Origin of the sequence: Nocardia asteroides (assembly GCF_021183625.1) — a bacterium.
Taxonomy (GTDB): Bacteria; Actinomycetota; Actinomycetes; order Mycobacteriales; family Mycobacteriaceae; genus Nocardia; species Nocardia asteroides_A.
The window spans coordinates 3,253,150-3,274,491 of record NZ_CP089214.1 but is presented as its reverse complement, the minus strand read 5'-3'; the positions used below and the strand labels follow the sequence as shown (position 1 = coordinate 3,274,491).

General features: G+C 69.3%; 19 protein-coding genes. 10 read left to right on the top strand and 9 right to left on the bottom strand.

Annotated elements, in window-relative coordinates:
* Positions 1-386 precede the first annotated feature (386 nt).
* The 4 genes from LTT61_RS15480 to LTT61_RS15465 all read left to right on the top strand — a co-directional run bounded on the left by LTT61_RS15480 (position 387) and on the right by LTT61_RS15465 (position 9,797).
* Positions 387-3,896, top strand: a complete 3,510-nt coding sequence (locus tag LTT61_RS15480; protein ID WP_233020663.1) for a DNA-directed RNA polymerase subunit beta — start codon at positions 387-389, stop codon at positions 3,894-3,896.
* Between the two features lie 102 nt (positions 3,897-3,998).
* Positions 3,999-7,952, top strand: coding sequence for a DNA-directed RNA polymerase subunit beta' (locus LTT61_RS15475; protein ID WP_233020662.1), 3,954 nt, complete (start codon positions 3,999-4,001; stop codon positions 7,950-7,952).
* A 103-nt stretch (positions 7,953-8,055) separates the two neighbouring features.
* The gene (locus LTT61_RS15470) at positions 8,056-9,228 is read left to right on the top strand and encodes an AAA family ATPase (RefSeq protein ID WP_233020661.1); all 1,173 of its coding nucleotides are present in this window, start codon (positions 8,056-8,058) and stop codon (positions 9,226-9,228) included.
* A 5-nt stretch (positions 9,229-9,233) separates the two neighbouring features.
* On the top strand, positions 9,234-9,797 hold the full coding sequence (locus tag LTT61_RS15465; RefSeq protein ID WP_233020660.1) for a hypothetical protein: 564 nt from the start codon (positions 9,234-9,236) through the stop codon (positions 9,795-9,797).
* A gap of 15 nt (positions 9,798-9,812) precedes the next feature.
* Here the strand turns inward: LTT61_RS15465 and LTT61_RS15460 are convergent, their stop codons facing one another.
* Positions 9,813-10,280, bottom strand: coding sequence for a MarR family winged helix-turn-helix transcriptional regulator (locus LTT61_RS15460; RefSeq protein WP_233020659.1), 468 nt, complete (start codon positions 10,278-10,280; stop codon positions 9,813-9,815).
* A gap of 57 nt (positions 10,281-10,337) precedes the next feature.
* Here LTT61_RS15460 and LTT61_RS15455 point away from each other — a divergent pair, with 57 nt between their 5' ends.
* Both LTT61_RS15455 and LTT61_RS15450 read left to right on the top strand, forming a co-directional pair.
* Positions 10,338-10,673, top strand: coding sequence for an ArsR/SmtB family transcription factor (locus LTT61_RS15455; protein ID WP_233020658.1), 336 nt, complete (start codon positions 10,338-10,340; stop codon positions 10,671-10,673).
* Positions 10,670-11,146, top strand: a complete 477-nt coding sequence (locus LTT61_RS15450) for an SRPBCC family protein (protein WP_233020657.1) — start codon at positions 10,670-10,672, stop codon at positions 11,144-11,146. Before LTT61_RS15455 ends, LTT61_RS15450 begins: the two co-directional genes overlap by 4 nt.
* Before the next feature lie 37 nt (positions 11,147-11,183).
* Here the strand turns inward: LTT61_RS15450 and LTT61_RS15445 are convergent, their stop codons facing one another.
* From LTT61_RS15445 to LTT61_RS15430, 4 genes are all read right to left on the bottom strand, one after another.
* A complete protein-coding gene (locus LTT61_RS15445) occupies positions 11,184-12,173 on the bottom strand; it encodes a pirin family protein (protein ID WP_233020656.1) in 990 nt (329 codons plus the stop codon).
* Complete coding sequence (locus LTT61_RS15440) at positions 12,170-12,475, bottom strand: GNAT family N-acetyltransferase (RefSeq protein ID WP_233020655.1); 306 nt, start codon at positions 12,473-12,475, stop codon at positions 12,170-12,172. The genes LTT61_RS15445 and LTT61_RS15440 overlap by 4 nt, the downstream gene beginning before the upstream one ends.
* Before the next feature lie 71 nt (positions 12,476-12,546).
* A complete protein-coding gene (locus LTT61_RS15435; RefSeq protein WP_233020654.1) occupies positions 12,547-13,560 on the bottom strand; it encodes an aldo/keto reductase in 1,014 nt (337 codons plus the stop codon).
* Positions 13,557-13,964: a MerR family transcriptional regulator gene (locus LTT61_RS15430; protein WP_233020653.1), complete on the bottom strand. Its 408-nt coding sequence runs from the start codon at positions 13,962-13,964 to the stop codon at positions 13,557-13,559. The genes LTT61_RS15435 and LTT61_RS15430 overlap by 4 nt, the downstream gene beginning before the upstream one ends.
* Positions 13,965-14,080: 116 nt before the next feature.
* Here LTT61_RS15430 and LTT61_RS15425 point away from each other — a divergent pair, with 116 nt between their 5' ends.
* Positions 14,081-14,275, top strand: a complete 195-nt coding sequence (locus LTT61_RS15425; RefSeq protein ID WP_233020652.1) for a hypothetical protein — start codon at positions 14,081-14,083, stop codon at positions 14,273-14,275.
* Between the two features lie 3 nt (positions 14,276-14,278).
* On the opposite strand, the gene LTT61_RS15420 is transcribed toward LTT61_RS15425, so the two are convergent.
* On the bottom strand, positions 14,279-14,770 hold the full coding sequence (locus tag LTT61_RS15420; RefSeq protein WP_233020651.1) for a SixA phosphatase family protein: 492 nt from the start codon (positions 14,768-14,770) through the stop codon (positions 14,279-14,281).
* 147 nt (positions 14,771-14,917) lie between these two features.
* On the opposite strand from LTT61_RS15420, the gene LTT61_RS15415 reads away from it, so the two are divergent.
* The gene (locus tag LTT61_RS15415; RefSeq protein WP_233020650.1) at positions 14,918-16,585 is read left to right on the top strand and encodes an FAD-dependent oxidoreductase; all 1,668 of its coding nucleotides are present in this window, start codon (positions 14,918-14,920) and stop codon (positions 16,583-16,585) included.
* Between the two features lie 18 nt (positions 16,586-16,603).
* Here the strand turns inward: LTT61_RS15415 and LTT61_RS15410 are convergent, their stop codons facing one another.
* From LTT61_RS15410 to LTT61_RS15400, 3 genes are all read right to left on the bottom strand, one after another.
* Positions 16,604-17,377, bottom strand: coding sequence for an acyl-[acyl-carrier-protein] thioesterase (locus LTT61_RS15410; protein ID WP_233020649.1), 774 nt, complete (start codon positions 17,375-17,377; stop codon positions 16,604-16,606).
* 214 nt (positions 17,378-17,591) lie between these two features.
* The gene (locus tag LTT61_RS15405) at positions 17,592-18,707 is read right to left on the bottom strand and encodes a transglycosylase SLT domain-containing protein (protein WP_233020648.1); all 1,116 of its coding nucleotides are present in this window, start codon (positions 18,705-18,707) and stop codon (positions 17,592-17,594) included.
* Complete coding sequence (locus LTT61_RS15400; RefSeq protein ID WP_233020647.1) at positions 18,704-19,030, bottom strand: type VII secretion target; 327 nt, start codon at positions 19,028-19,030, stop codon at positions 18,704-18,706. Before LTT61_RS15400 ends, LTT61_RS15405 begins: the two co-directional genes overlap by 4 nt.
* 137 nt (positions 19,031-19,167) lie before the next feature.
* Here LTT61_RS15400 and LTT61_RS15395 point away from each other — a divergent pair, with 137 nt between their 5' ends.
* Both LTT61_RS15395 and LTT61_RS15390 read left to right on the top strand, forming a co-directional pair.
* Entirely contained in the window at positions 19,168-20,142 is a 975-nt protein-coding gene (locus LTT61_RS15395; RefSeq protein ID WP_233020646.1) for an NADPH:quinone oxidoreductase family protein, read from the top strand.
* A gap of 34 nt (positions 20,143-20,176) precedes the next feature.
* Positions 20,177-21,283: a winged helix DNA-binding domain-containing protein gene (locus tag LTT61_RS15390; protein WP_233020645.1), complete on the top strand. Its 1,107-nt coding sequence runs from the start codon at positions 20,177-20,179 to the stop codon at positions 21,281-21,283.
* Positions 21,284-21,342 lie beyond the last annotated feature (59 nt).

Here is a 21,342-nt window from a genome sequence, read left to right as displayed (position 1 = left end):
CGGCATCCGGACCCACTTGACGAGGCCGGAAACAGCCGTCACCCTAGTGATTGAGCAGCGGCAGCTGACCACCCCCCACCGGGTGTCACGGCATACGCGCAGCCAGCGCGGCCGGCCCGGAAGGTATGCGGTCGAACCCCGGCGCCATCGGCGCGCCGGGTGGGATGACGATCACAGGGGTGGTACTTTGACTTCCCCGTATTCATGGGTGTAACTTTGGAGGTTGCGCTGGCTGCCTCCTGTCCATACCTCGATTCGCACACGTGGGTTCCACCTTTCCGGTGTTGCTCCCGTTGGTGCCTGTTCGAGTCGCGTTCGGGGCGCTACCAGCGGAATTCGTAGCAGACAATAGCGACGGTCGCGGACCACCACGCGGCCCGCGTTAGGTGCTGGAAGGACGCATCTTGGCAGTCTCCACCCAGACAAGCGCCGGTTCGAATCAGGCTTTGGCGGGGTCCATTCCCGGTGCCCCGAGGCGGGTGTCGTTCGCGAAGATCCGAGAGCCCCTCGAGGTGCCCGGTCTTCTCGACCTACAAACGGATTCATTCGCCTGGCTGGTCGGTACCCCGGAATGGCGGGAACGTGCCGCCGCTCGCGGCGACGGGGGCCTGACCGGTGGACTCGAGGAGGTGCTCGAGGAGCTCTCCCCGATCGAGGACTTCTCCGGGTCCATGTCGCTCTCCTTCTCCGATCCTCGCTTCGAAGAGGTCAAGGCCTCGATCGACGAGTGCAAAGACAAGGACATGACCTACGCGGCGCCACTCTTCGTGACCGCGGAGTTCATCAACAACAACACCGGCGAGATCAAGAGCCAGACGGTCTTCATGGGTGATTTCCCGATGATGACCGACAAGGGCACCTTCGTCATCAACGGCACCGAGCGTGTCGTGGTGTCCCAGCTGGTCCGCTCGCCCGGCGTGTACTTCGACCACTCCGTGGACAAGGGCACCGAGAAGGATCTGCACAGCGTGCGCGTGATCCCGAGCCGCGGGGCGTGGCTCGAGTTCGACGTGGACAAGCGCGACACCGTCGGCGTCCGCATCGACCGCAAGCGCCGCCAGCCGGTCACCGTGCTGCTGAAGGCGCTCGGCTGGAGCACCGAGGAGATCACCGAGCGCTTCGGTTTCTCCGAGATCATGATGTCGACCCTGGAGAAGGACAACACCGCCGGTCAGGACGAGGCGCTGCTGGACATCTACCGCAAGCTGCGCCCGGGCGAGCCGCCGACCAAGGAGTCGGCGCAGACCCTGCTGGAGAACCTGTTCTTCAAGGAGAAGCGCTACGACCTGGCGCGGGTCGGTCGCTACAAGATCAACAAGAAGCTCGGCATCCACGTCGGCGAGCCGATCACCGCATCGGTGCTGACCAAGGAAGACATCGTCACCACCATCGAGTACCTGGTGCGGCTGCACTCGGGTGATCGGGTGATGACGGCGCCGGGCGGCGCCGAGGTCCCGGTCGGGGTCGACGACATCGACCACTTCGGCAACCGTCGCCTGCGCACCGTCGGCGAGCTGATCCAGAACCAGATCCGGGTCGGCCTCTCCCGCATGGAGCGCGTGGTCCGCGAGCGGATGACCACCCAGGACGTCGAGGCGATCACGCCGCAGACCCTGATCAACATCCGCCCGGTCGTCGCCGCGATCAAGGAGTTCTTCGGAACCTCCCAGCTGTCGCAGTTCATGGACCAGAACAACCCGCTCTCCGGGCTGACCCACAAGCGCCGGCTCTCGGCGCTCGGCCCCGGCGGTCTGTCCCGTGAGCGCGCCGGCCTGGAGGTGCGCGACGTGCACCCCTCGCACTACGGCCGGATGTGCCCGATCGAGACCCCGGAGGGCCCGAACATCGGCCTGATCGGTTCGCTCTCGGTCTACGCGCGGGTGAACCCGTTCGGCTTCATCGAGACCCCGTACCGCCGGGTCGTCGACGGCCGGGTCACCGACGAGGTCAAGTACCTGACCGCCGACGAGGAGGACCGCGAGGTCCGCGGCCAGGCGAACTCGCCGATCGACCTCGACGGCAACTTCCTGGAGAACCGCGTGCTCGCCCGGCGCGGCAACGAGGAGATGGAGTACGTCGCCCCCGCCGACGTGACCTACCTCGACGTCTCGCCGCGCCAGATGGTCTCGGTCGCGACCGCGATGATCCCGTTCCTGGAGCACGACGACGCCAACCGCGCGCTGATGGGCGCGAACATGCAGCGCCAGGCCGTGCCGCTGATCCGCTCCGAGGCCCCGCTCGTCGGCACCGGAATGGAGCTGCGCGCCGCGGTCGACGCCGGTGACGTCGTGGTCAACGAGAAGGCCGGCGTTGTCGAAGAGGTCTCCGCGGATTACGTCACCGTGATGGCCGACGACGGCACCCGCAAGAGCTACCGGATGCGCAAGTTCAACCGGTCGAACCAGGGCACCTGCTCGAACCAGCGGCCGATCGTGGACGAGGGCCAGCGGGTCGAGTACGGGCAGGTCCTCGCGGACGGCCCGTGCACCGAGAACGGCGAGATGGCGCTGGGCAAGAACCTGCTCGTCGCGATCATGCCGTGGGAGGGCCACAACTACGAGGACGCGATCATCCTGTCGCAGCGCCTCGTGGAGCAGGACGTCCTGACCTCGATCCACATCGAAGAGCACGAGATCGACGCCCGCGACACCAAGCTGGGCGCCGAGGAGATCACCAGGGACATCCCGAACGTCTCCGACGAGGTCCTCGCGGACCTGGACGAGCGCGGCATCGTGCGCATCGGTGCCGAGGTGCGCGACGGCGACATCCTGGTCGGCAAGGTCACGCCGAAGGGCGAGACCGAGCTGACCCCGGAGGAGCGGCTGCTCCGCGCGATCTTCGGCGAGAAGGCGCGCGAGGTGCGCGACACCTCGCTCAAGGTGCCGCACGGCGAGTCCGGCAAGGTCATCGGCATCCGGGTCTTCTCCCGCGAGGACGACGACGACCTGCCCCCCGGCGTGAACGAGCTGGTCCGGGTGTACGTGGCGCAGAAGCGCAAGATCCAGGACGGCGACAAGCTCGCAGGCAGGCACGGCAACAAGGGCGTCATCGGCAAGATCCTGGCGACCGAGGACATGCCGTTCATGCCGGACGGCACCCCGGTCGACATCATCCTGAACACGCACGGTGTGCCGCGTCGTATGAACATCGGGCAGATCCTGGAGACCCACCTCGGCTGGGTCGGCAAGGCGGGCTGGAAGGTCGAGGGCAACCCCGACTGGGCCAAGGCGCTGCCGGAGGAGATGTGGGAGGCGCCCGGCGACTCCAACATCGCCACCCCGGTGTTCGACGGCGCCCGCGAGGAGGAGCTGACCGGTCTGCTGGCCTCGACGCTGCCGAACCGCGACGGCGACCGCATGGTCGACGACAACGGCAAGTCGATGCTCTTCGACGGCCGCTCCGGCGAGCCGTTCCCGTACCCGGTGGCCGTCGGCTACATGTACATCCTGAAGCTGCACCACCTGGTGGACGACAAGATCCACGCCCGCTCCACCGGGCCGTACTCGATGATCACCCAGCAGCCGCTCGGCGGTAAGGCCCAGTTCGGTGGCCAGCGCTTCGGTGAGATGGAGTGCTGGGCCATGCAGGCCTACGGTGCGGCGTACACGCTGCAGGAGCTGCTCACCATCAAGTCCGACGACGTGGTCGGCCGCGTGAAGGTCTACGAGGCCATCGTCAAGGGCGAGAACATCCCGGAGCCGGGCATTCCCGAGTCCTTCAAGGTGTTGCTCAAGGAGCTCCAGTCGCTCTGCCTGAACGTCGAGGTGCTCTCCTCCGACGGCGCGGCGATCGAGCTGCGCGAGGGCGAGGACGAGGATCTGGAGCGCGCCGCGGCGAACCTGGGCATCAACCTGTCCAGGAACGAAGCGGCCACGGTCGACGATCTGGCGAACTAGGCGGTCCGGCCGGGTGTCGACCGCCGTCGGCACCCGGCCCCGCGTTCCATCACTAGTGAACTCTTTGCTCCATTTCGACCCGAACAGGGGAAAGGAAGTTACGTGCTAGACGTCAACTTCTTCGATGAACTCCGGATCGGTCTCGCTTCCGCCGACGACATTCGCCAGTGGTCGTACGGCGAGGTGAAGAAGCCGGAGACCATCAACTACCGCACGCTCAAGCCGGAGAAGGATGGCTTGTTCTGCGAGAAGATCTTCGGTCCCACCCGGGACTGGGAGTGCTACTGCGGCAAGTACAAGCGCGTGCGCTTCAAGGGCATCATCTGTGAGCGCTGTGGCGTCGAGGTCACCCGCGCCAAGGTGCGCCGCGAGCGGATGGGCCACATCGAGCTGGCCGCACCGGTCACCCACATCTGGTACTTCAAGGGCGTTCCTTCGCGCCTCGGCTACCTGCTCGACCTGGCGCCGAAGGATCTCGAGAAGATCATCTACTTCGCCGCCTACGTCATCGTCGGAGTCGACGAGGAGCTCAGGCACAACGAGCTCTCCACGCTCGAGGCCGAGATGGAGGTCGAGAAGAAGACCGTCGCCGACCAGCGCGACGCCGATCTCGAGGCCCGCGCGCAGAAGCTGGAGGCCGACCTGGCCGAGCTGGAGGCCGAGGGCGCCAAGTCCGACGTCCGGCGCAAGGTCAAGGACGGCGGCGAGCGCGAGATGCGCCAGCTCCGCGACCGGGCCCAGCGCGAGCTGGACCGGCTGGACGAGATCTGGACCACCTTCACCAAGCTCTCGGTCAAGCAGCTCATCGTCGACGAGCTGCTCTACCGCGAGATCACCGACCGCTACGGCGAGTACTTCACCGGCGCGATGGGCGCGGAGTCCATCCAGAAGCTGATGGAGAAGTTCGACATTCCGGCCGAGGCCGAGAACCTGCGGGAGACCATCCGCAGCGGCAAGGGCCAGAAGAAGCTGCGCGCGCTCAAGCGGCTCAAGGTCGTCGCGGCGTTCCAGATGAACGGCAACTCGCCGATGGGCATGGTGCTCAACGCGGTGCCGGTGATCCCGCCGGAGCTGCGCCCGATGGTCCAGCTCGACGGTGGCCGCTTCGCCACCTCCGACCTGAACGACCTGTACCGCCGCGTCATCAACCGCAACAACCGCCTCAAGCGGCTGATCGATCTCGGCGCGCCCGAGATCATCGTCAACAACGAGAAGCGGATGCTGCAGGAGTCGGTCGACGCGCTGTTCGACAACGGCCGTCGCGGCAGGCCGGTCACCGGCCCGGGCAACCGCCCGCTCAAGTCGCTCTCCGACCTGCTCAAGGGCAAGCAGGGCCGGTTCCGCCAGAACCTGCTCGGCAAGCGCGTGGATTACTCCGGTCGCTCCGTCATCGTCGTAGGCCCGCAGCTCAAGCTGCACCAGTGCGGCCTGCCCAAGCTGATGGCGCTGGAGCTGTTCAAGCCGTTCGTGATGAAGCGGCTGGTCGACCTGAACCACGCGCAGAACATCAAGTCCGCGAAGCGGATGGTGGAGCGGCAGCGGCCGCAGGTGTGGGACGTCCTCGAAGAGGTCATCGCCGAGCACCCGGTGCTGCTGAACCGCGCGCCGACGCTGCACCGTCTGGGAATCCAGGCCTTCGAGCCGCAGCTGGTGGAGGGCAAGGCCATCCAGCTGCACCCGCTGGTCTGTGAGGCGTTCAACGCCGACTTCGACGGTGACCAGATGGCCGTGCACCTCCCGCTCTCCGCGGAGGCGCAGGCCGAGGCGCGCATCCTGATGCTCTCCTCGAACAACATCCTGTCGCCCGCGTCGGGCCGCCCGCTCGCCATGCCGCGGCTGGACATGGTGACCGGCCTGTACTACCTGACCCGTCTGGAAGAGGACGCCAAGGGCCAGTACCGGCCGGCCACCGCCGACGGGCCGGAGTACGGCGTGTACTCCTCGCCCGCCGAGGCGCAGATGGCGGTGGACCGCGGCGAGCTGACCGTGCGTTCGCTGATCAAGGTGCGGCTCACCGACCAGCGGCCGCCGCGCGAGATCGAGGCCGAGCGGTTCCCGGACGGCTGGAAGCGCGGCGACGCGTGGACGCTGGAGACCACGCTGGGCCGGGTCATCTTCAACGACCTGCTCCCGGCGGACTACGCGTTCATCAACGAGCAGATGCCGAAGAAGCGGCAGGCGACGATCATCAACGATCTCGCCGAGCGCTACCCGATGATCGTGGTCGCGCAGACCGTCGACAAGCTCAAGGACACCGGCTTCTACTGGGCCACCCGCTCCGGGGTCACCGTCTCCATGTCGGACGTTCTCGTTCCGCCGGAGAAGCCGGAGATCATGGAGCGCTACGAGGCGCAGTCCGACCAGATCGAGAAGAAGTACCAGCGCGGTGCGCTCGATCACCAGGAGCGCAACAACGCCCTGGTGAAGATCTGGCAGGAGGCGACCGAGGAGGTCGGTAGGGCGCTGCGCGCGCACTACCCGGCCGACAACCCGATCATCACGATCGTCGACTCGGGCGCCACCGGTAACTTCACCCAGACCAGGACCCTGGCCGGCATGAAGGGCCTGGTGACCAACCCGAAGGGTGAGTTCATCCCGCGTCCGATCAAGTCCTCGTTCCGCGAGGGGTTGACCGTGCTGGAGTACTTCATCAACACGCACGGTGCCCGCAAGGGCCTGGCCGACACCGCGCTGCGCACCGCCGACTCGGGCTACCTGACCCGTCGTCTGGTCGACGTCTCGCAGGACGTCATCGTGCGCGAGCACGACTGCGGCACCGAGCGCGGCATCGTGGTGCCGATCGCGGAGAAGCAGCCGGACGGCTCGCTGATCCGGGACGCGCACGTCGAGACCTCGACCTACGCCCGGACGCTCGCGTCCGACGCGCTGGACGCCAAGGGCAACGTGGTCGTGGCCAAGGGCGCCGATCTCGGCGACCCGGCCCTGGAGGCGCTGCTCGACGCCGGCATCACCGAGGTGAAGGTCCGCTCCGTGCTGACCTGCACCACCGGCACCGGCGTCTGCGCCACCTGCTACGGCCGCTCGATGGCGACCGGCAAGCTGGTCGACATCGGCGAGGCCGTCGGCATCGTGGCCGCGCAGTCCATCGGTGAGCCGGGTACCCAGCTCACCATGCGCACCTTCCACCAGGGTGGCGTCGCCGGCGACGACATCACCGGTGGTCTGCCCCGCGTGCAGGAGCTGTTCGAGGCGCGCGTGCCCAAGGGCAAGGCGCCGATCGCGGAGACCTCCGGCCGGGTTCGGCTGGAGGACGACGACCGCTTCTACAAGATCACGATCATCCCGGACGACGGGAGCGAAGAGGTCGTGTACGACAAGCTGTCGAAGCGGCAGCGGCTGCGCGTGTTCAAGCACGACGACGGCAGCGAGCGGCTGCTCTCCGACGGTGACCACGTCGAGGTCGGCCAGCAGCTGCTGGAGGGCGCGGCGGATCCGCACGAGGTGCTGCGGATCATGGGCCCCCGTCAGGTCCAGGTGCACCTGGTGCACGAGGTCCAGGAGGTCTACCGCTCGCAGGGTGTGTCCATCCACGACAAGCACATCGAGGTCATCGTGCGGCAGATGCTGCGGCGCGTCACGATCATCGATTCGGGCGCGACCGAGTTCCTGCCCGGCTCGCTCACCGAGCGCGCCGAGTTCGAGGCGGCCAACCGCCGCGTCGTCGCCGAGGGCGCCGAGCCCGCGGCAGGCCGTCCCGTGCTGATGGGTATCACCAAGGCCTCGCTCGCCACCGACTCGTGGCTCTCCGCGGCCTCCTTCCAGGAGACCACCCGGGTGCTCACGGACGCGGCCATCAACTGCCGCTCCGACAAGCTCATCGGGCTCAAGGAGAACGTGATCATCGGCAAGCTGATCCCGGCCGGAACCGGCATCAACCGGTACCGGAACATCCAGGTGCAGCCGACCGAGGAGGCACGTGCCGCGGCGTACGCGGTGCCGTCCTACGACGACACCTACTACAGCCCGGACGGGTTCGGTCAGAGCACCGGTGCCGCGGTCCCGCTGGACGACTACGGGTTCAGCGACTACCGGTAGTCCTGTTCTGTAGCAAGGCATTCGGCCCCCGTTCCGTCAGGATCGGGGGCCGAACTGCTTTACGATGCATGCACGCCGGCTGGACTCGGACGCGGGAGACAGGATGCGTATCACCCATGTGAACGCCAGCAATTGGCGCAACTTCAAGAATCTCGACTTCGCGATCCGCAATCGGTTGTTCATCGTGGGCGCGAACGCTTCCGGAAAGTCGAACCTTCTCGATCTGTTCCGCTTCATCGGCGACATTGCCGGTCCCGGTGGCGGGCTGGCGTCCGCGCTAGACCGGAGGTCCGGGCTCGGGAAGGTACGCAGCCTATTTGCTCGGAACAACCAGAAGGGCCGGCTGATCATCGACGTCAGGCTCTCGGACGGCGACGAGACCTGGCGCTACCGGCTGGTCGTCAAGGGTGAGGCGAAGGGCAGGAATCGCCCCGTGGTCGACGAGGAGTTGGTCGAACACAACGGCACGGTGCTCGTGAACCGGCCGGACGCCGAAGACGACAATGATCCGGAAAGGCTCACCCAGACCCACCTGGAGCAGATCTCCGCCAATCAGAGCTTTCGGCCGATCGCGGAGTACTTCACGAAGGTCAGATACTTCCACCTCGTTCCGCAGGTCATTCGTGATCCGGCGCGAGCCGTGCGAATCGACGATCCCTTCGGGGGCGATTTCATCGCCCAGATGAACGGCGTCCCGAAGAAGACTCGCGACGCCTGGTTGAACCGTATGCAGAAGGCCCTTCAGGATGCGGTGCCCGAGTTCGAGTCGCTGAAGATCGAGGTCGACCCAACCGGGCGCCCCCATCTGGTGGCCGGCTATCGGCATTGGCGAAGCACCCCCGCGCGCCACACCGAAGCGGACTTCTCCGATGGAACGCTCCGGTTGATCGGTCTCCTCTGGACCCTGGTCAGTGCGCCTGCCAATGGCGGCATCCTGTTGCTCGAGGAGCCGGAGCTCTCGCTCAATGCCGCGATCGTGCGGAAATTGCCTGCCGTGCTGGCGATGACGCAGCGGGACCGTGCCCTCCAGGTGGTGCTGTCGACGCACGCGCCGGAGCTGCTCGACGACGAGGGCGTGCTTCCGGAAGAGGTCCTGGTCCTCGAGGTCACCACCGACGGAACCCGCGCGACGCTCCTGTCCGACATCGACGAGGCTGCTGGAGAAGTAGAGGCCGAGCTGCCGACGTCGGATATCGTGCACAACCTGATCGCTCCTGCCGGGGAGCTCGGTGGCCTGCTGGACGTGGCGACGCTGCGTCGAGGGCCGCACAGTTGATCAATGTGGTCGTCGAGGGTGAATCGGACAGGGGAGTGGCTGTCGCCATCGTTCGTGCTGCCGGGCACGAGCTCGGGAAGATCGTCGTGAAGAACGGTAAGACGAAGCTCGACCCGTTGATCCCCAACTACAACCGTGCGGCCCTGACATCGTCATGGGTGGTCCTGCGCGACTCCGATACCCAGTGTCCGGTCGAGCTGCACGCGAAGCTGACGGCGGCGATCGGAACGATGTCACCGTCGTTCCTGCTGCGAGTTGTGCATCCGATGTCGGAAGGGTGGTTGCTGGCCGACGCGGAAGGTTTCGCCGAACACTTCGGTGTTCGCGCGGCCGCTGTCCCGCGTGCTCCCGAGTCGCTGTCCCATCCCAAAGCGACCGTTCTGCAGCTCTGCGCCAAGTCTCGGTACCGCGCCGTCCGGAGCGACATGGTGACGGCTGATGGCCGGACCGGCCCGCTGTACGTCGTGCGGGTCAACGAATTCGCGCGCGAGCACTGGGATGTCGGGAAGGCAGCGACGAACAGTGACAGCCTGCGCCGAGCAGTGGACAGGATTCGGCGGCTGACATAGCCGGGGCGCGAGAGTTCAGCGCTCCGTTTCGGCGCCGAGGCGGTGCAGGTAGCCGGCGAAGCGGTCGCGGTCCTCGTCGGACCAGTCGGCGGTGAGTTCGGTGAAGATTCGGCGCTGCCACTGCTGGGCGCCGGTCAGCAGGCGGGTGCCGCGGGGGGTGAGGCGCAGCGCGGTGCGGCGCTGGTCGACGGTGGACTCGGTGCGGGAGACGTAGCCGTCGGTGCCGGCGTCGCGGACCATGCGGCCCGCGGCGGAGTGGTCGAGGCCGAGCAGGTGGGCGATGGTGCCGACGGTGGCCTCGGCGCCGTTCTCGGTGCCGGCGGCGACCGCCTCGACGACCTGGATGTGCTGGGTGTGCCTGAGCTCCTCGGGGAGCTGCGGGCCGGTGCCGTCGAGCCAGCGGCGGGACCAGAACCGGACCAGCCGGAAGAGGGCGGGCCCGCCGTCGGCGGAACTCTCGTGATCGGCGACGGCACTGCTCATGTTCTCCAGGGTAGTGCGCCCTTGACCGGGGCGCGGTCGCACGCCATACTGAACTAGATGGTTCAGTATGACTTCTTGGATGCCTCCTTCGGCGCGCTGGCCGACCCGACCAGGCGCGGAATCCTGGAGCGGCTGCGCGCGGGGCCGGCCACGGTCACCGAGCTGGCCGAGCGCTTCGACATGACGCTGACCGGCGTGCAGAAGCACATCCGGCTGCTGGCGGAGGCGGGCATGGTGACCACCGAGAAGCGGGGCAGGGTGCGCTGGTGCCTGCTCGGAACGGATGTCTTCGACCGTGAGGTGGCGTGGTTGCAGCGCTACCGCGAGGTGGTCGAGGCGCGCATGGACCGTCTGGACGCGTTTCTGGAACGAACGAAGGAGCAGGAGCCATGACAACGACCACCAACGACACCCTGGTCGCCGCCGACACCGATCGCGGCATCGATATCGAGCGGGTCTTCGACGCCCCGATCGCCAGGGTCTGGGCCGCGCACAGCCGGATCGAGCAGCTGGTGCAGTGGTGGGGGCGCGGCAATCCGCTCGACGTGGAGCGCTGGGAGTTCCGCCGCGGCGGGCACTGGCGCTTCGTCGAGCATGCCGAGGGGGAGGCACACGGGTTCGAGGGGCGGTTCCGGGAGATCGAGCCGGAGCGGCGGATCGTCTGGTCCTTCGAGTGGGACGGGATGCCCGCGCACGTCTGCATCGACGAGATCACCTTCACCGACCTCGGCGACGGGCGCACGAAGGTGCGCACGCACAGCCAGTTCCACACACCGGACGAGCGCGACGGCATGTTGCAGTCCGGCATGGAGGGTGGGCTCAACGACGGGTATCGCGCGCTGGACGCGCTGCTCGCCCGGGGGTGAGTCCGGACCCCGAGCAGAGCGCCGCCCGCGCGGCTTCTCAGGGGTGCGGCGTGCCGATTCGGCGCTTGCGCGGCGTGAGCCGCAATCCGGGCAGCGGAGGCGCTGGAATGCGCTGGTCGGCGGGGTGTCCAGGCACCGAGCCGAAGCGGCTGACGTCGCGCGCCTCCCACTGCGAGCGGGCCAGCTCGATCTCCCCGTGGCTGCGGCCGACGAAGTTCCACCACATGACCAGCTCCTCGGCGAACGGCTCGCCGCCGATCAGCGCGAACCGGGCGCCCGCCGCGCTGCGCAACACCACCTCGCTCCGGCCGGTGCCGAGGTAGAGCAGCGGCCCGGGTGCGAGTTCGACTCCGGCGACGGTGACGTCGCCATCGACCCCGAGCACCGCGTGCTCGAAGGCGGGGTCCAGCGGCAGCCGGAGCTCGGCGCCGGGCTCGACCCGCAGGAAGGCGCCGACGATCGGGGTGTAGGCCCTGGCTGGTGCGGTGACGCCGGCCAGCGTGCCGATCAGCACGGTGGCCCGCACCCCGGGCGCGGCGTACTCGGGCAACTCCCGGTGCTGCTCGAAGTGCGGGTCGATGCCCGCGCTCGCGCCGGGCAGCGCGATCCACAGCTGCAGGCCGTTGCCTGCGGGCGCGCCGGGCACGGCGTACTCGGAGTGCGCGATGCCGCGCCCCGAGGTCATCAGGTTCAGCTGGCCCGGCTCGATCCGGACGTCGGAGCCGACCGAATCCCGGTGCCTGATCGCGCCCTCCAGCGGCCAGGTGACGGTCTGCAGCCCGATGTGCGGGTGCGGCTCGATATCCGGCGGGGCGCCGGTGGTGGTCACCGTCGGCGAGCCGAAGCGGTCGAGGAAGCACCACGCCCCGACGGTCGGCAGGTCGCGCTGCGGCAGCACCCGCTCCACGAACACGCCGCGGACCCCGCCGAGCGGCACCTCGCGCTCGGGGTACAGCTCGGCCAGCGGACCCGGCCCCGCCGCCGGGGTGCAGACCTCGGCGGCTGGGTTCGGGTCCAGGTCGCTCATCGCGGGACGCCCTTGCCGATCACGTGGGCGTCGTACTCCGCGTGCTTGTCCAGGAAAGCCTTGATGAACGGGCAGATCGGGCGGATCGTCCGGTTCCTGGCGATGGTGTCCTCGACGGCGAACTTGGCCAGCGCCTTGCCGAGGCCCTTGCCGCCGAACTTGTCGTCGATCTCGGTGTGCGTGAAGACGGTCTCGTCCCCGCGCTCCTCGTACTTCGCGAAACCGGCCTGCGCACCCTCGTACCGGACCGTGTAGCGCTGCTTGTCGTCCTCGCGCACGACCTCGACGGACTCCTGCGACATTGCCGTTCCTCCTTCTCGCGCCGACATCCACATCATGCCGGGCGGTCCGTTCTACGACCGGGGCCGCCCGGTCACTCCCGCCCGGCCGAGGTGAACGACATGTCCGCGTAGCGCGGCCCCGCGACCTGCGCCGCCACCGGCTCCAGCGTCGCCAGTTCGGCGTCGCTGAGCGGCAGCACCGCGGCCGCGGCGTTCTCGGCCAGCCGGGTGCGGCTGCGGGTGCCCGGAATCGGGACCACCGGCAGGCCGTGCACACCGGCACGGGAGTGCACCCAGGCCAACGCCACCTGGGCCGGGGTGATTCCGCGCTGCTCGGCGAGCTCCCGGATCGGGGCCAGCAGCGCGGCGTTGTGCGCCGCGTTCTCGCCCGAGAAGCGCGGCATGGCGCGGCGGAAGTCCGCGGCGTCCGGCAGCGTGCCCGCGTCGGCGAAGGAGCCGGTCAGGAAGCCGCGGCCGAGCGGCGAGTAGGGCACGAAGGCGACGCCGAGCTCGGCCGCGGCGGGCACCGCGGTGCGCTCCACGTCGCGGGAGAAGAGCGACCACTCCGACTGCACCGCGGCGATCGGGTGCACCGCGTGCGCGGCCCGCAGTTCGTCGCCGGTGACCTCGGAGAGCCCGATCGCGCGCACGGTGCCCGCCGCGACCAGCTCGGCCATGGCGCCGACGGAGTCCTCGATCGGGACCGCCGGGTCGCGCCGGTGCATGTAGTAGAGGTCGATGGTGTCGACGCCGAGCCTGCGCAGGCTGGCCTGCACGGCGGAGCGGATGTAGCCGGGGGAGTTGTCGATGCCGCGGAAGGCCGGGTCGGCGGGGTCGCGGCGGATGCCGAACTTGGTGGCGAGCACCAGCCGGTCCCGGTTGGCCCGGACGAAATCGGCGAGGAACTCCTCGTTGTGCCCGGAGCCGTAGATGTCGGCGGTGTCGAAGAGCGTGATGCCGAGTTCGAGCGCGCGGTCCAGCGTGGCGCGCGATTCGGTGAGGTCGGAGGTGCCGTAGAACTCGCTCATCCCCATGCAGCCCAGCCCCTGCACGCCCACCTCGATCCCGCCGAGCGTGGCGGTGGGCATGGTTTCGCTGGTGGTCATACTGTCGTCCCTTCACAGTGCGTTCCGACCGTGCCCTCGTAGAGCTCGATCTTGTAGTCCAGAACGGCGACGGTCTGGCTGAGCTCGGAGATTCGGGTGATCGCGTCGGCACGGGTGCGCCGGAAGATGGCGAGCCGCTCCGGGATCGTCGACTCGCCCGCGCGCACCAACTCGGCGTAGCGGACCATGTCCGCCACCGACATGCCGGTGGTGCGCAACCTGCCGATCAGCTGCAGCCAGTCCAGGTCCCGCTCGGTGAACCGGCGCTTGCCGGTGTGGTCGCGGCCGACCGAGCTGAGCAGCCCGATCCGCTCGTACCAGCGCAGGGTGTCCCGGCTCAGCCCGGACCGCTCCGCCGCCTCGCCGATGGAGTACCGCGGCCGTTCGATCGTCGCTTCGGTCATCGCTGCCGCCCTTTCCGAGGAACATCTCCGACGTTAGCCACCTGGAGCGCACTCCAAGCAAGGACGATTCTCGCCGGGTTTCGGCGCGGGCGCGCAACCCGACCTACCCTGGAGGCATGCCTGGTAAGGACATCGACCGGGTCAGGGCGCGTTCCGCCCTCGCCACGGTCAAGGAGAGCCCGGTGATCACCGCGATCGCGGTGGCGCCGTTCATCGCCGCGCTCGGCGCGGTCTGGTGGCTGTTCGGCGGCTTCGCCGCGTTCGTGCTGCTCGCCGTCTTCGGCGTGGTCGCCGTGGTGAAGCTGCGCTGACGCTCAGCGCGGCACGTGGAAGTGCGTGAGCTCGCCGCTGCCTGGCCCGATCTCGGACCAGGGCAGCTCGAACTCCAGCACCGCCAGCGCCGAGGTCGGGAATTTGCGCGCCAGCGCGACGGCGGCATCGCCCGTCCGGTCGGCGGCCAGCTCCCACGCCGTCTCCGGCATGCCGGGGAAGTGGCCGACCAGCAGCAGCGTCCGCACCGCGTCCGCGGTCAGCCGGACGAGCTCGATCAGCTCGGCCTCGTCCGCGTCGTAGATGCCGGATTCGTAGTGCGCGGGCGCGGTGATGCCGGTGGCCGCCAGGGTGGCGCGGGTGCGCAGGGCGGTGGAGCAGCGCACCTCGTCGACAGGTGGGAGGGTGGCGCGAATCCAGTCGCCGGCCAGCCCCGCCTCCCGTTCGCCACGGGCCGCGAGCGGGCGCTCGTGGTCGGCCACACCGTCCGGGTAGGCCGACTTCCCGTGCCGCAGGAGGATGAGGGTGCGCGCCATGGGAACACCGTAGACGCTCTCCGGTGCGAGACCCGGATCGCACTCGAGGCACACTGAAAGCGGCATCACAGTGCCGGGGGCCGCGAATGCTCGTGTCCGCCTTCACGGTGGCGCCACTCCACACGCACACCCCGAGGATCAGCACACATGGCCTATGTAATCACGCAGCGTTGCTGTAACGACGCGAGTTGTGTCTCCGAGTGCCCGGTCGATTGCATTCGTCCGACTCCGGATCAGCCGGGGTTCGCGTCGGCGGAGATGCTGCATATCGATCCCGATACCTGTATCGACTGTGGGGCGTGTGTCGATGCGTGCCCGGTGGAGGCGATCTTCTCCGAGGACGATCTGACGGCGTCGTTGTCGCGGTATCGGGATATCAACGCGGCGTATTTCCAGCGGCATCCGTTGGAGTCCACGATCGAGCCGTTGGTGTCTCCGGCGCGTCCGCCGAAGTCGTTGGGGACGTTGCGGGTGGCGATCGTGGGGGCGGGTCCGGCGGCGTGTTATGCCGCGGACGCGATCCTGCGGCGGGCCGATGCGCAGGTGGAGTTGTTCGATCGGCTGCCCACCCCGTGGGGGCTGGTACGGGCGGGGGTGGCTCCCGATCATGCGGGGACCAAGACGGTGTCGGCGATGTTCGAGTCCGCGTTCCGCCGTGACACGTTGCAGTACTACCTCAATGTCGAGGTCGGTACCCATATCAGCCATGAGGAGCTCCTGGATCACCATCACGCGGTGGTGTATGCGGTCGGGGCGGCGACCGACCGGCGCCTGGGTGTGCCGGGTGAGGATTTGGCGGGGAGTGTGTCGGCGACGGAGTTCGTGGCCTGGTACAACGGGCACCCCGATTACGCCGACCGGTCCTATGACCTGTCGGGGGAGCGGGCGGTGATCGTGGGTAACGGTAACGTCGCTCTCGATATCGCCCGGGTCCTGACCCTGGATCCCGACGAGCTGGCCAAGACCGACATCGCCGACCACGCCCTGGACGCTTTGCGGGCCAGCAACATCAAGGAAGTCGTGATCCTGGGCCGTCGCGGGCCCCTGCAGGCGGCGTATACCTCTCCGGAGTTCCTGGCGTTGGCGCATCTGAAGAATGTCGATGTCGTGGTCGCTGCCGAGGACCTCGACCTCGATGAGGTGTCGCGGGGGCATTTGGATGATCCGGATGTGGAGCCGTCGGTGCGGTTGAAGTACACCCTGGCCGAGGAGTACGCCCACGCTTCGCGTAACCCCGGTCACAAGCGGATCGTGTTCCGGTTCCTGACCTCACCCACCGCTGTCCTGGGTGAGGACAGGGTCACCGGGGTGGAGTTCGCGCACAACGAGCTGTTCGACGACAACGGCCAAGTCTCCGCGCGGGCGACCGACCGGACCGAGACCCTCGAAACCGGGCTGGTGCTACGCAGCATCGGGTATCGGGGTCAGCCGGTTCCGGCGTTGCCCTTCGACGAGGCCAAGGGTGTGGTCCCCAACGAGCAGGGCCGGGTCGTCGAGGACGGCACACCGGTCCAGGGTGTGTACGTCAGCGGGTGGATCAAGCGGGGTGCTCGCGGGGTGATCGGGTCGAACCGGGTCGATTCCGAGGAGACCGTCGAACACCTGATCGCCGACTTCGTCGCCGGGAAGCTCGCGGCTCCGAAGGCGGACCGGGCGGCTCTTCGGGAACTGGTGGAGTCGCGCCAGCCGGACCTGGTGGATCGGGCGGGGTGGAAAGCGATCGATACCGCGGAGAAGACCGCGGGCAAGACCACAGGCCGCCCCCGCGTGAAGTTCGCGTCCAGGGAGGACCTGCTGAACGCCGCCCGCGGCTGAGGCCCGTGCCGCTCCTCGCTAGGCGGGGAGCGGCATGATCCGCACGACCGTGGTGGTCGCCCCACCGACCACGAACCACAGCCGCAGTACCGGCCCACCGGACCGGTCCCCCGACTCGTAGCGGCTGCGCACCTGGATGTGCTGGCGCGCGAGCACCGGCGCCACGTACTCGATGACGGCGCGGTGCGGCGCCGCGACCAGCTTGGGGTACTCGGCCAGGAACTGCTCGACGGCCTGCCAGTAGCAGGCATTGTTCACGTGGTTGTACTGGTCGATATCGGTGGCCCGGAGCGGGAAGGGCAGGTCGGTGTCGGACTCCGGCGGGGTGGCGTCGGTGAGGTACGGGCGCCAGCGCAGCCGGTGCTCGTCGGTGGAGCGCGCCAGGTAGGCGAGGCCCTCGTCGCTGATCCGGGCGGGCATGTTGTTGGACTCGCTGATATTGATCCAGAAGCCCTCGGTCTCGATCAGCCCGCCGTTGCCACTGGTCAGCCGGACCCGCATATTCGTCCAGCGGGTGGACATGCTCGAGCACCAGCGCAGCAGCTGCACCTCGTCCGGCCACAGCACCGGGCGGATGACGTCGATGACCGTGCGCCGGACGATCCAGTTCGGGTCGGTCCGGTTCAGGAAGGTGCCGTTGAGCTGCTCCCAGGCGATGTCCTGCAGGTAGCGGGCGACGGCGTCGAAGCGCAATCGGTTGTAGGGATCCACATCCCCCGCCCGGACGGGCCACGCCGAATCGAAACCCGTGCCCTCCTCGGGAAGCGGGGCGAGTGGCTGTTCGACTGACACTTGGTGCTCCTCGCGCTGCACGGTGTGCTGCGTGTTCGTGCGGTGCTGTTGTGAGACGACTTTACGGGGCGTAGGTCACACCCTCACGCAGAGTCGGTGCGACGTCCGCCCTGCTGCCGTGCCCGGCGACGAACGGTTGCGCCGCCGGGAGCAGCCCGGCGCGGCGCCGCAGAACTTACCACCGTGCGCGGCCGCCGTGGCCCTGGCACGCGAATCAATAGCCCCGATATCCCTGCCCGCTCGACATGGCGACGATGCCGGGCACATTCGACAGCGACCCGTACCGTTCGATGGCGTAGCGGGACCCGGCGATGATGTTGTCGACCGGGTTCCAGATGTCGTCGTGCCCGGCCACCTTGTAGGCGTCGAAGGTGGGGTCGATGGTCTGCATGAGCCCCTTGGACGGGATGCCGGCGGCGGCATTGCTGTCCCACAGGTTGATGGCCTGCGGGTTTCCACCCGACTCCTTGTCGATGATCATGGCGATGACGGCGGCGTCGCTGTCCTTGACGTCGTACCCCTGCGCCCGCAGCACCTCGATCGCCTGCCGGATCCACTCGGCCCTGTCTCCGGTCGGCATGGGCCCGGTCGGCAGTGAGCCGGTGGCGGTGTACTGCGGGGTGCCGCTCCCGCTGTCGGTGCCGGTCGGTGTTCCGCTGCCGTTCGACGGGGACTTGCCGCTGCTGTACGAGACGGGGGCCGCGGTGGTGCTCGCGGGCGCGGTCGGGGCGGCCGGGGTGGTGGCCGCCGGGACGTTCAGCGCCGGTTCGCCGAGGCCGTCGTAGGCCGCGCGCAGCGTGCCGGTGGCCCGGTCGACGGCGGTCTGCGCGGTGGTCGCGGTGGCTTCCGCGGTGCGCAGCGCCTGGGTCAGGTTCCAGCTGCGCGAGGCGGCCTGCAGCGCCTCCTGGAAGACCAGGCCGTCCACGTCGACCAGGTGCGCCCGGCCGCGCAGGTAGGCGATGCGGGCGGCGGCGTCGACGGTGCCGTCCGGGGCGACGCCGTACGGCCCCATCGGGGCGGGCTGGTTCAGCGCGTCGTCGCGCAGCGCGAGCACCTTCGCCTTCGCCTCCGCCAGGTTCGTCACCTGCTGGGTGAAGGCGGTGCGCAGCTCGAGCAGCGCGGCGCTGACCGCGGAGCCGCGGGTCTTCTCGGTCTCCACCCGTGCCGTCGCCGCGGTGGCGGTGGCGCCGGACCAGGTGAGCGCGGCGGTGTCGGTGACCGCGGCGCCGAGCGCGGCGTCCAGCTCCGCCTGGATCCTGGCCGCGGCGTCGCCCGCCGCGGTGAGCTGGTCGGGCTGCCAGGCGGCGACGTCGTCGACGGTGAGCGTCATGACGGCAGCCCGATGGTGCCGAGCCGGTGCGCGAACTCGGCCTCGTCGAGGTCGTAGCCGCCCGCGGCGGTGCGCAGATTGTCGGCGACGGTGGTGAGCCGGGCGCCGATCCGCTGCAGCGAGCCGTCCAGCGCGGCCCCGGCGGCCGCGGCGGCGGCCCCGAGCCCGGTGCCGGGCAGCGCGTTGACCGCGGGCGCGAACGGCTCGCCCGCCGCCAGCCCGGTGACCGCCTCCGCCTCGGCGCCGAGGCGCTGGGCGAACGTGCGCAGGACGTCCGGATCCACCCGGATCGCCGCGCTCGGATTCCCCGTTGATTCGACCATGAGAACTCCCCCTCCCCGTAAGTCGCGGTCAGCATAGCAAAACGGGATGCTCCGACCGGGCCGCGCGCGGGGCGGTTAGGTTGGGCTGGACGCGGCGTCCCACCCGGTCGACGCCGCGCGGAGAGAGAGGTCGGCCCATGCGCGCAGCCAGGATCAGCACCCTAGAGGGACCGGATTCGATCGAGATCGCGGAGATCGCGGAGCCGGTGGCGTTCCCGGGCGGCGTCGTGATCGACGTGCATGCCGCGGGCATCGCCTTCCCGGATGTGCTGATGTCGCGCGGGTTGTACCAGATGAAGCCGGAGCTGCCGTTCACCGTCGGCGGCGAGATCTCCGGGATCGTGCGCGCGGCGCCGGAGGGCGCGCACGTGCGGGCGGGCGACCGGGTGCTGGCGCTGACCATGCTCGGCAACGCCGTCGCGGAGACCGCGGTGGTGCCCGCCGACACGGTGTTCGCGCTGCCGGACGCGGTCTCGCTGGAGGCGGGGGCAGGCATCCTCTTCAACGACCTGACCGTGCACTTCTGCCTGCGCACCCGCGGCAGGCTGGCCAAGGGCGAGACCGTGCTCGTGCACGGCGCGGCGGGCGGCATCGGCACCTCGACGCTGCGGCTGGCAGGCGCGCTCGGCGCCGGCCGGGTGATCGGCGTGGTCAGCACCGAGGAGAAGGCCGCGGTGGCGCGGGCCAACGGCGCCACCGACGTGGTGCTCACCGAGGACTGGGCCGCCCGGGTCAAGGAGCTGACCGGCGGCCGCGGCGTCGACATCGTGCTCGACCCGGTCGGCGGGGACCGCTTCACCGACAGCCTGCGCTCGCTGGCCCCGGCGGGCAGGCTGCTCGTGGTCGGCTTCACCGCGGGCGACATCCCGCAGGTCAAGGTGAACCGGCTGCTGCTCAACAACGTCGAGGTAATCGGCGCGGGCTGGGGGGCCTGGGTGCTGAAGCACCCCGGCTACCTGGCCGAGCAGTGGGCCGAGGTGGAGCCGCTGCTGGCCGACGGCACGATCGCCCCGCCGCAGGTGGTGCCGTACCCGCTGGAGCGCACGGCCGAGGCGGTCGCCTCGCTGGAGCAGCGCAGCGCGACCGGCAAGGTGGTCGTCACCGTCCGCTGACCGGCTGTCGGCGGGCGCCGGTACGGTGCTCGCCATGACCGCCGCGGGGGACAGGCTCTCGGACCGCACCCTGAATCGCACGCTGCTCGCGCGCCAGCACCTGCTGGCGCGCGAGCCGCTCGGCATCGCCGCGCTCTGCGAGCACCTGATCGGGCTGCAGGCGCAGGACGTCCCGCCGCCCTTCGTCGGCGCGTGGAGCCGGATCGCCGGCTTCGACCGGAGCACGGTGGATAGCGGGCTGGAGGACCGCTCGCTGGTCCGGATCACGCTGATGCGCGGCACCATCCACCTGGTCACCGCCGCCGACGCGCTGCGCATCGCGCCGCACATCCAGCCGGAGCTGGAGAAGGTGCCGTTCCGCAGGGGTTTCAATTTCGGCGCCATGGTCGGGCTGGACCCGGAGGAGGTGCGGGCCCGCGGTGAGTCGGCGGTCGGCGCCGACCCGATCTCCGCGGCCGAGCTGCGCGCCGCGGCGCTCGCGCACTACCCGGACCGGCAGCCCGGGCACGTGGTGCAGGCCTGGCTCTACCAGCTCCCGGTGCTGCAGGTGCCGCCGCGCGGACGCTGGCGGGACAACAGCAAGCCGGTCTGGGCGCGGATCGAGCCCTGGCTCGGCGCCCCGCTCGACCGCGGCTACCCGCTCGCCGAGCTGCTCGCCCGCTACCTCGCCGCCTTCGGCCCGGCGAGCACCGCGGACATGCAGACCTGGTCCAAGCTGCCCGGCGCCAAGCAGGCCATCGATTCGCTCGGCGATCGGGTGCGCACCTACACCGACGAGCGCGGCAAGGTGCTCTACGACCTCGCCGACGCCGAGCTCACCGCCCCGGACGTGCCCGCGCCGGTCCGCTTGCTCGGCTGGTACGACAACGCGACGCTCGCGCACCGGTACCGGGCGAGGATCCTGCCGCTATCCGCACAGCGGGCCTTCCCGGTGATGGTCTCGCCGGTGCTGGTGGACGGCTTCGTCGCCGGGCACTACAGGATCACCGGGGGTACCGCGCGGATCGTGCCTGCCCGGCCGTGGAGCGCGGCCGAGCGCGCCGAGGTCGAGGCGGAGGCGCACGCCCTGCTCGGCTTCCTGGAGCCGGAGCGCGAGCCCGAGGTGCTCGTCCTCGACCAGGACGCGGACATCCGCGGCTGACTCCGCCGCCGCGGGCGTGCCCACGCGTTCCGGCCGCCGGCCGAGGCCGATGGCGGGAG

What these genes read in the sequence shown, in the direction of transcription:
- LTT61_RS15415 (WP_233020650.1), top strand. Translation starts at nt 14,918, where the DNA reads ATGGCCTATGTAATCACGCAGCGTTGCTGTAACGACGCGAGTTGTGTC.
- LTT61_RS15400 (WP_233020647.1), bottom strand. Translation starts at nt 19,030, where the DNA reads ATGGTCGAATCAACGGGGAATCCGAGCGCGGCGATCCGGGTGGATCCG.
- LTT61_RS15425 (WP_233020652.1), top strand. Translation starts at nt 14,081, where the DNA reads ATGCCTGGTAAGGACATCGACCGGGTCAGGGCGCGTTCCGCCCTCGCC.
- LTT61_RS15435 (WP_233020654.1), bottom strand. Translation starts at nt 13,560, where the DNA reads ATGACCACCAGCGAAACCATGCCCACCGCCACGCTCGGCGGGATCGAG.
- LTT61_RS15420 (WP_233020651.1), bottom strand. Translation starts at nt 14,770, where the DNA reads ATGGCGCGCACCCTCATCCTCCTGCGGCACGGGAAGTCGGCCTACCCG.
- LTT61_RS15470 (WP_233020661.1), top strand. Translation starts at nt 8,056, where the DNA reads ATGCGTATCACCCATGTGAACGCCAGCAATTGGCGCAACTTCAAGAAT.
- LTT61_RS15455 (WP_233020658.1), top strand. Translation starts at nt 10,338, where the DNA reads ATGGTTCAGTATGACTTCTTGGATGCCTCCTTCGGCGCGCTGGCCGAC.
- LTT61_RS15405 (WP_233020648.1), bottom strand. Translation starts at nt 18,707, where the DNA reads ATGACGCTCACCGTCGACGACGTCGCCGCCTGGCAGCCCGACCAGCTC.
- LTT61_RS15440 (WP_233020655.1), bottom strand. Translation starts at nt 12,475, where the DNA reads ATGTCGCAGGAGTCCGTCGAGGTCGTGCGCGAGGACGACAAGCAGCGC.
- LTT61_RS15390 (WP_233020645.1), top strand. Translation starts at nt 20,177, where the DNA reads ATGACCGCCGCGGGGGACAGGCTCTCGGACCGCACCCTGAATCGCACG.
- LTT61_RS15460 (WP_233020659.1), bottom strand. Translation starts at nt 10,280, where the DNA reads ATGAGCAGTGCCGTCGCCGATCACGAGAGTTCCGCCGACGGCGGGCCC.
- LTT61_RS15395 (WP_233020646.1), top strand. Translation starts at nt 19,168, where the DNA reads ATGCGCGCAGCCAGGATCAGCACCCTAGAGGGACCGGATTCGATCGAG.
- LTT61_RS15430 (WP_233020653.1), bottom strand. Translation starts at nt 13,964, where the DNA reads ATGACCGAAGCGACGATCGAACGGCCGCGGTACTCCATCGGCGAGGCG.
- LTT61_RS15450 (WP_233020657.1), top strand. Translation starts at nt 10,670, where the DNA reads ATGACAACGACCACCAACGACACCCTGGTCGCCGCCGACACCGATCGC.
- LTT61_RS15445 (WP_233020656.1), bottom strand. Translation starts at nt 12,173, where the DNA reads ATGAGCGACCTGGACCCGAACCCAGCCGCCGAGGTCTGCACCCCGGCG.